Source organism: Frankia sp. CeTa3Moorea, from assembly GCF_978021225.1.
In genome coordinates, this window is record NZ_CDXDOR010000169.1 from 1 (window position 1) to 9,184 (window position 9,184).

General features: G+C 73.1%; 4 protein-coding genes and 1 pseudogene. 3 read left to right on the forward strand and 2 right to left on the reverse strand.

Annotated elements, in window-relative coordinates; translation table 11 throughout:
- The coding region (locus AC08OV_RS21030) for an ArnT family glycosyltransferase (RefSeq protein WP_476620171.1) at nt 1-2,275 on the forward strand (2,275 nt) is incomplete at its 5' end.
- Nucleotides 2,276-2,548: 273 nt separating this feature from the next.
- On the forward strand, nt 2,549-3,829 hold the full coding sequence (locus AC08OV_RS21035) for a bifunctional glycosyltransferase family 2/GtrA family protein (RefSeq protein ID WP_476615037.1): 1,281 nt from the start codon (nt 2,549-2,551) through the stop codon (nt 3,827-3,829).
- Here the strand turns inward: AC08OV_RS21035 and AC08OV_RS21040 are convergent, their stop codons facing one another.
- Nucleotides 3,830-7,243: a pyruvate carboxylase gene (locus AC08OV_RS21040; RefSeq protein ID WP_476615035.1), complete on the reverse strand. Its 3,414-nt coding sequence runs from the start codon at nt 7,241-7,243 to the stop codon at nt 3,830-3,832.
- Between the two features lie 108 nt (nt 7,244-7,351).
- On the opposite strand from AC08OV_RS21040, the gene AC08OV_RS21045 reads away from it, so the two are divergent.
- A complete protein-coding gene (locus AC08OV_RS21045; protein WP_476615036.1) occupies nt 7,352-8,563 on the forward strand; it encodes a saccharopine dehydrogenase family protein in 1,212 nt (403 codons plus the stop codon).
- Between the two features lie 24 nt (nt 8,564-8,587).
- On the opposite strand, the pseudogene AC08OV_RS21050 reads toward AC08OV_RS21045, so the two are convergent.
- A pseudogene (locus tag AC08OV_RS21050) lies at nt 8,588-9,184 on the reverse strand (glutamine synthetase family protein); the annotation flags it as partial.

Here is a 9,184-nt window from a genome sequence, read left to right on the forward strand (position 1 = left end):
CGCCCCCACCGAGACCGGGCCCCCGGTCGACGGCTCCGGTGGCCTCGTAGCCGCCGAAGACGTAGCCGCCGAAGACGTAGCCGCCCAGGACGCCCGCTGGGCCCGACCAGCACTGGTCACCCTGCTGGTGGGCACAGGTGTGCTCTACCTGTGGGGCCTCGGCGCGTCGGGATGGGCGAACGCGTTCTACTCGGCCGCGGTCCAGGCCGGCTCGGTGAGCTGGAAGGCGTTCTTCTACGGTTCCTCGGACGCTGCCAACTCAATCACGGTCGACAAGCCGCCGGCCTCCCTGTGGGTCATGGCGCTGTCCGTCCGGATCTTCGGCCTGAGCGCCTGGAGCATCCTCGTGCCCCAGGCGCTGATGGGTGTCGCCACCGTCGGCCTGCTCTACCAGACCGTGCGGCGGCAATTCTCCGCCGGTGCGGGCCTGCTCGCCGGCGCGGTGCTGGCCCTGACCCCGGTCGCGGCCCTGATGTTCCGGTTCAACAACCCGGACGCCCTGCTCGTGCTGCTCCTGGTCGCCGCGGCCTACGCGACGTTGCGGGCGATCGAGCAGGCGAGCACCCGCTGGCTGGTGTTCGCCGGGATCCTGGTCAGCTTCGCCTTCCTGACGAAGCTGCTGCAGGCACTGCTCGTCGTCCCTGTCTTCGCACTGGTGTACCTGGTGACCGCGCCGACCTCGTTCTGGCGGCGCGTCCGGCAAACCCTGGCCGCGGGGCTCGGACTGCTGATCCCCGCCGGCCTCTTCATCGCGATCGTGGAGCTCGTCCCGGCGTCCTCCCGCCCCTACATCGGGGGTTCACAGCACAACAGCCTGCTGGAGCTCACCCTCGGCTACAACGGGCTCGGCCGACTTACCGGCAACGAGACCGGCAGCGTCGGCGGTGGCCGGATGGGCGGCCTGCCGGAATTCATCGGGAACGGCGCGGCAGGCGCCGTTCCCGGCGGCGGCACGGTCGTCTTCGGTCCCGGGGGTCCGGGCGGCCGCGGGGGCGGCATGTGGGGCCAGGCCGGTTGGACCCGCATGTTCGGCTCGGAGGTCGGCGGTCAGATCTCCTGGCTGCTCCCGACGGCACTGATCCTGCTCGTCGCCGGACTGTGGATCACCCGGCGCACCCCGCGGACGGACCGCGCCCGCGCCGCCTTCCTCCTCTGGGGCGGCTGGCTGCTCGTCACCGGCATCGTCTTCAGCCAGATGAAGGGCATCTTCCACGCCTACTACACGGTGGCGCTCGCCCCGGCGGTCGGCGCCCTGGTGGGGATGGGCTGCGCGCTGCTCTGGCGTCATCGCCGGCATCCCGCCGCCGCCGTGGTCTCGGCCGCCACGATGGCTGCCACCACCGCCTGGTGCTACACCCTGTTGAACCGCACCCCCCAGTGGCATCCGTGGATCCGGTACGCCGTGCTCGTCGCCGGTATCATCGCGGCGCTCGGGTTCCTCGCAGCCATCCGACTGCCGCGGCGGGCCGCGCTCGGCGTCGCCGCCGTGGCGCTGGTCGCCGGGCTCCTCGGACCCGGCTCGTACGCCATCGCCACCGCGGCGACCCCGCACACCGGCTCGATCCCGGCGGCGGGTCCCGCCGGCGCCGGCTTCGGCGGGCCGGGTGGCGGCCGCATGGGCCAGGGCGGCCTGCAGGCCGGCCGTCAGCAGGGCTTCCCGCCGCAGGGCATGGGCCAGGGCGGCCCGCAGGCTGGCCCACAGGGTGGTGGAATCTTCCCCGGTGGGGCCTTCCCCGGCGGTGGGCAGCAGATGCCCGGCGGCCAGGGCGGGATGCCCGGCCAGGCCGGTGGTGGTGCCGGAACCGGAACCAGCGCGCTGGGGAACGGGATCCTCGGCGGGCAGGAGACCCGGGGCGGTGGCCCGGGCGGTCTACTCAGCACCGTCACTCCCAGCGACGCGATCGTGAAGCTGCTCAGGCAGAACGCGGACTCCTACACCTGGGTCGCCGCCGCGGTCGGCTCGAATAGCGCAGCCGGATACCAGCTCGCGACCCAGGACCCGGTCATGCCGGTCGGCGGGTTCAACGGGAGCGACCCCTCGCCCACCCCGGCACAGTTCAAGCAGTACGTCGCCGAAGGAAAGATCCACTACTTCATCGGCGGCGGCGGTTTCGGTCAGGCCAACGGCGGTAGCTCGTCCTCACGGGAGATCTCCAGCTGGGTGACGGAGAACTTCACCTCGAAGACGGTCGACGGCGTGACCCTCTACGACCTGACCGCACCGAAGACCGGCGCCACCGCCGGCTCCACGACGGGCACCGGCGTCACTACCTGACACCGCTCCGCACCACAACCGCAATCGCCGAGGCGATCCTCAGCCCGGCCGACGCTCACAGCAGGCGCACAGCATCGGCACACGAGCGGCACAGCTCCCGAACCGAGGGTGGAGAGCATGACGATGACGCGGATGCCTTCCTCGACGACCGTGATCTCCGGGATGACCGGGATGACCGGGACCTTCGAGACGACCGGGAGCACCGGAGAGAGCATTCCCGTTCAACATCATCAGCCTAGATGGCTCGGGCCGGACGGCGGCCGTCCGCGCCCGATGCTGGACGTCGTCATCCCCGTGTACAACGAGGAGAACGACCTCGCTCCCTGCGTCCGACGGCTGTACGCCCACCTGACCGGGACGTTCCCGTACCCCTTTCAGATCACGATCGCCGACAACGCCAGCACCGACGGCACCGTGGCCATCGCCCAGGCGTTGGAGAAGGAGCTCCCCGAGGTCGCCGCGATCCACCTCGAAGCCAAGGGCCGCGGCCGGGCACTGCGGGCGGCTTGGGGCATCTCGCCCGCACCGGTGCTCGCCTACATGGACGTCGACCTGTCGACCGGCCTCGCCGCGCTGCTGCCCCTGGTGGCCCCGCTCATCAGCGGCCACTCGGATCTCGCGATCGGCACCCGGCTCTCCCCCGCCTCCCGGGTCGTGCGGGGACCGCGCCGGGAGATGATCTCCCGCTGCTACAACCTGATCCTCCGCAGGACCCTGGCGGCCCGGTTCTCCGACGCGCAGTGCGGCTTCAAGGCGATCCGCGCCGACGCCGCGGCGGGCCTGCTGCCCTTGGTGGAAGACAGCGGCTGGTTCTTCGACACCGAACTGCTCGTCCTGGCCGAACGGGCCGGAATGCGCATCCACGAGATCCCGGTCGACTGGATCGATGATCCGGACAGCCGCGTCGACGTGCTCGCCACGGCCATCGCTGACCTGAAGGGTGTGGTCCGCCTCTTGCGGGCGTTCGGCAGCGGAAAGCTGCCGCTCGCCAGGCTGCACCAGGAGTTCGGCCGAGGCCCGCTCACCGCCGGCCACGCCGAGGAGGGCAAGGCCGTCGAGGTCCCGGGGGTACCGAAGGGACTCACCGGTCAGCTCCTGCGATTCGCCGCGATCGGGATCGCCAGCACGCTGTCCTATCTGGTGCTCTTCGTCCTGCTGCGGACAGTCACCGGGGCGCAGGTCGCGAACCTGCTGTCGCTGCTTCTCACGGCGGTTGCGAACACCGCGGCGAACCGGCGGCTGACCTTCGGTCTCACCGGTCCGGAGCGCGCCGGTCGCCACCATCTGCAGGGCCTGGTGGTGTTCGCCGTCGGCCTCGGCCTGACCAGCGGTTCGCTCGCGCTCCTGCACGCGGCGAGCACGAACCCCGGCCGCGGCATTGAACTCTCCGTGCTGGTGCTGGCGAACCTGGCCTCCACGGTCATCCGGTTCCTTCTACTGCGCGCCTGGGTCTTCCGCCCGGGCCGGGAGGCGGGGGACGTGGCCGGGACGCTCCCGGCCACGACACCCCCGCGGAGGCAGAACCCGACCAGCGGGATCAGGGACACAGCGTAATCAGGAACGCAGAATAAGCAGCAGGTCGCCGACCTCGACGGAGTCGCCGCTGGAGCGGACGAGCTCCACGACGGTCCCGCCCACCGGGCTGGTCACCGCGGCCTCCATCTTCATCGCCTCCACCACCGCCAGCCGCTGGCCCTTCGTCACCGTGTCGCCCACCGCGACGCTGAACGTGACGATGCCGGGCAGCCCGGCGCCCACCTGGTTCGGATCGGCGGAGTCCGCCCGACGGGCCACCGTGGTGGTGGCCGTGATGGACGCGTCCCGGACCCGCACCGGCCGGGGCTGGCCGTTGACCCGCAGGTACAGAGTGCGCATCGCGGAGTCGTCCGGTTTGGAGAGCGTCTCCAGCTCCACGATGATCTCCACCCCGGGCTCCAAGGTGACGGTGAGCGGAACGCCGGGCCGCAGCCCGTACAAAAAGCCGTCGGTCGGGACCACGGAGGAGTCCCCGTAGGCGTCCACCGCCCGCAGGTAGTCCTTCCACGGGCCGGGGAAGAGCAGCCTGGACAGGGCCGCCCGCCGCCGGGCCCCCGGGAAAGAGAGCTCGGCGGCGTCCGCCGCGTCGAGGTCGACGGACGGCGGCGCCGGGCGGCGCCCGGCCAGCGCCCGTTCCCGGAACGGTTCGGCGAAGCCGGCCGGCGGCGTGCCGAGTTCACCTGCGAGGTAGCCGAGCACGCTGGCCGGCAGGTCGAACTCCTCGGGATGCGCACGCAACCGGTCCACGTCGACGGATCCGCCGGCGATGAACAGCGCCAGGTCACCGACGACCTTGCTGGTCGGCGTCACCTTGATCGGCTTGCCGAGCAGCTCGTTGGCGATCGCGTAGCACTCGGTGACCTCGGCCCACCGGTCCCCCAGCCCCAGCGCGATCGCCTGCTGACGCAGGTTCGTCAGCTGGCCGCCGGGAATCTCGTGCCGGTACACGGCCCCGGTCGGGGCCCGCAGCCCCGCCTCGAACGGGGCGTAGAGGTCGCGCACGGCCTCCCAGTACGGCTCCATCGCGGAGAGCGCGGGCAGCGCGATGCCGGTCGCCCGGGGAGTGTGGTCGGTCGCCGCCACCAACGCGGACATGTTGACCTGGCTGGTGCCGCCGGACATCGGCGCGGCGGCGGCGTCCACCGCGTCCACCCCGGCCGCGGACGCCGCGAGCAGGGTGGCGAGCTGGCCGCCCGCGGTGTCGTGGGTGTGCAGGTGGACAGGCCGGTCGAAACGCTCCCGCAGGGCCGTCACCAGCGTGGCCGCCGCCGCCGGGCGCAGCAGTCCCGCCATGTCCTTCACGGCGAGCACATGCACACCCGCCTCGACGAGCTGTTCGGCGAGGCGCAGGTAGTAGTCGAGGGTGTAGATCCGCTCCGCCGGATCGGAGAGGTCACCGGTGTAGCAGAGCGTCCCTTCGGCGATCGCCCCGGTACCGAGCACCGCCTCGATCGCCGGGCGCATCTGCTCGATGTCGTTCAGCGCGTCGAAGATCCGGAAGATGTCGACGCCGGTCGCCGCGGCCTCGGCGACGAACGCCCGGACGACGTCGTCCGGGTAGGGGGTGTACCCGACCGCGTTGCGCCCCCGCAGCAGCATCTGCAGGCAGATGTTCGGTGCGGCCTGGCGCAGCGCAGCGAGCCGCTCCCACGGATCCTCCGCGAGAAAGCGCAGCGCGACGTCGTAGGTCGCCCCGCCCCAGGCCTCCAGGCTCAGCAGGTTCGGCGTCAGCGCGGCGTACGACGGGGCGGCCGCCAGGATGTCGAAGCTGCGCAGCCTCGTGGCCAGCAGCGACTGGTGGGCGTCACGCAGGGTGGTGTCGGTGACGGCCAGCGCCCCCTGGGCGCGCAGCCACGCCGCCCAGCCCGCCGGCCCGAGCTCCGTCAGCAACTGCCGGGATCCCGCCGGCAGCTGCGTGCCGCCGGGCGCCGTGCCGCGGGGCGCCGCCACCTGCGCGGGCGCGGGCGGCAGCAGCTCCCGGGGGTCGGCCAGGGCCACCGCCGGGCGCAGGAATCCGTTCACCGTGCTCTCGGCGAGGCGAGCCAGCAGCCGGCTGGTCGGGTCCGTCCCCTTGCCGGGAGCGAGCAGCTCCGGCCGTTCGTCGATGAACGACGTGCTCACCCCGCCGGCGAGGAAGCCGGGGTCGGCGAGGAGCCGCACCAGGAAGTCGATATTCGTACGCACCCCGCGGACCCGGAACTCGTTCAGCGCCCGCCGGGCGCGCCGCGCCGCCTTCTCCAGCGTGTTACCCCGGGTCGTCAGCTTCACCAGCAACGAGTCGAAGTACGGGCTGACTTCGGCCCCCGGGTACGTGGCGCCGTCGAGGCGCACCCCCGGACCGCCGGGTGACTGGTAGAAGCTGATCGTCCCGGTGTCGGGCCGGAAGCCGTCCGAGGGATCCTCGGTGGTGACCCGGCACTGGATGGCGGTACCGCGCAGGACGATCTGCTCCTGGGCGAGGTTGAGGCCGGCCAGGCTCTCCCCGTCGGCGATCCGCAGCTGCGCCGCAACCAGATCAACCCCGGTGACCTCCTCGGTGACCGTGTGCTCGACCTGGATCCGGGGATTCATCTCCATGAACGTGTACCGGTCGTCGGCGCCGAGAAGGAACTCGACCGTGCCCGCATTGACATAGCCGACATGCCGGGCGAACCGCACCGCGTCGGCGCAGATGCTCGCCCGGACCGCCTCATCGAGCCGCGGCGCCGGGGCGATCTCCACGACCTTCTGGTGCCGGCGCTGCACCGAGCAGTCCCGCTCGTACAGATGGATGATGTTGCCGTAGGCGTCGGCCAGGATCTGGACCTCGATGTGGCGCGGCCGGTCCACCGCTTGCTCCAGGAAGATCGTGCCGTCCCCGAAGGCGGCGGCGGCCTCCCGGGACGCGCTCGCCACCGCGTCGGCGAGGTCGGCGAGGCGTTCCACCCGCCGCAGGCCGCGCCCCCCGCCACCGGCGGAGGCCTTGACGAACAGCGGGAAGCCGACCTCCTCGGCGGCGGCGAGCGCCCCGGCGCCGTCCGGCAGCGGCACCGAGGCGCGCAGCACCGGCAGCCCGGCGGCCAGCGCGGCGTCCCGGGCGGCGACCTTGTCCCCGGTCAGCCGCAGGACCGCCGGGGGCGGTCCGACGAAGGTGATGCCGGCGGTGGCGCACGCCTCGGCGAGCACCGCCGACTCCGACAGGAAGCCGTAGCCGGGGTGCAGCGCGTCGGCCTCCGCCTGCTTGGCCACGGTGAGCAGGGCGTCGATGTCCAGGTATCCGCGCACCGGGTGCCCGGGGCCACCGATCTCGTAGGCCTCGGACGCCTTTGTCCGGTGCAGCGCGGAAACGTCTTCGGGCGTGTAGACCGCCACCGTGCGCAGGCCCAGTTCCTGAGCGGCTCGGAAAACACGGACGGCGATCTCACTACGATTTGCAACCAGTACCTTACGCACGCGCGCCTCCTCGGACGGGTGCGCATCATTGTGGGGTGTGCAGGCCGCTACGTGCCAAAGTAACGTCTCAAGGGCCACCTTCGACAGATGGGCATAACGTCGGGACCCATGACGGCCCGTATCGTAGTGTTCGGCGCGACCGGTTACACCGGCCGGCTGGTGACCGCAGAACTCGTGGCTGCCGGGCACCGACCTGTCCTCGCCGGCCGCACGGAGACCAGGGTCCGTGCCCTCGCCGCCGCCTACGACGGCCTGGGGACCGCCGTGGTCGACGCGACTACCCCGGCCGGCGCGACCACCGCGGTTGACGCGGCCGGCGTGGCTGACGCGGCCGACCGGACGGAGGCTCGGGGCGCGCCCAGCGGCACGTCGCTGGCCCGCCTACTCGGGCTCGGCACCGGGGACGTGCTCGTCTCCACAGTGGGCCCGTTCCGCCGGTTCGGGCGGCCGGTCGTGGCGGCGGCGGCCGCGGTCGGCGCGCACTACCTGGATTGTTCCGGGGAGGGCGCATTCCTGCGGCACGTCTTCACCGAGGTCGGCCCGCGGGCGGCGGCGTCCGGGGCGGCGTTGATCCCCGGCGCCGGCTTCGACTTCGTCCCCGGCAACCTCGCCGGAGCACTGGCCCTGCAGGCGGCCGGCGGCGAGGCCCGCCGCCTCGACATCGGCTACCTCGTCACGGGCGCTCTCGGGATGAGCAGCGGAACGCGGGCGACCCTGCTGGCCGCGCTGACCGAGCCCGTCATCGTGCTACGCGGCGGCGTCCTCGTCGAGCGCCCGCTCGCCCGCGAGGTGCGGTCCTTCCGGTCGTCCGGCAAGGTCACCGGCGGGTCGGGCGGCCGGCGGGGACACCCGGCGGTGCTGTGGTCGGGAGGGGAGCCGTTCACCCTGCCCCGGCTCGCGCCGGCGCTGACCGACGTCGCGACGTATATCGGCGGCGTCGACCGCGGCATCCGTGTGGGGCAGGCGCTGTCGTTCCCCCTGTCCGGGCTGCGTCGTTTCCCGCCGAGCCGGGCGCTGCTGGCCGCCGCCGCCCGGTCCGCCCTGCGGACGACCGGCCGCGGACCGGACCGGGCGGCGCGGGCCCGCGCCGGGGCGCAGGTGTTCGCGCTCACCCGGGACGCCGCCGGCCGGGAACTCGCCACCGTGCGGCTGGAAGGTCGCGACCCCTATGCCTTCACCGCTCGGATCATGGCGTGGATGGCGGGACATCTCGCCGCGGGCACCGTCGCCCGCGCCGGCGCGCTTGGCCCGGTCGACGCCTTCGGCGTCGAGGACCTGGAGCGGGCCGCCGCCACGGCCGGACTGCGCCGGGTGGGCTGACACCCGGTCAGCACCGCCGGCGGGTCAGTACCGCCAGCGGGTCGCCGCGACGACGGCGGCCGGGTCCGCCTCGGCGAACCGGTCGATCTCCGCGCGCCGGACGGCGGCGACCGCGTCGTGCAGCTCCCGTCCCAGGGCGCGGTGCAACACCTCGTCGGCCTCGAAGGCGGCGACCGCCTCGCCCAGGCTGGTGGGCAGGCGCCGGATGCCGCGGCGGGCCCGTTCGGCGGGGTCGAGCGAGGCCGGGTCGACGCCCACCGGCTCCGGCAACGCGGCCGCCGCCGCGAGCCCCGCCTGCCCGGCGGCCAGCAGACCGGCCACCAGAAGGTAGGGATTCGCGGCGAGGTCAAAGGACTTCACCTCCAGGTTCGCCGCCTGGCCGGCCGCGGCCGGCGGCCCGGGGATCATCCGCAGCGCGGCCTCCCGGTTCTCCCGACCCCAGCAGGCGTGGACACCCGCCCACGTCGATGGCACCAGTCGCAGGTAGGAGGCAACGCTCGGGGCGCCGAGAGCCATCAGCGCCGGCAGCCGGCCGAGGATCCCGGCGGCGAACGCCTCCCCGGCAGCGGTCAGTCCGAGCGGCCCGTTGCCACCCGCCATGAGGTTGATCCGGCCCGGGCG

Coding starts and splice junctions, on each gene's coding strand:
- AC08OV_RS21045 (WP_476615036.1), top strand. CDS start 7,352: ATGACGGCCCGTATCGTAGTGTTCGGCGCGACCGGTTACACCGGCCGG.
- AC08OV_RS21035 (WP_476615037.1), top strand. CDS start 2,549: ATGCTGGACGTCGTCATCCCCGTGTACAACGAGGAGAACGACCTCGCT.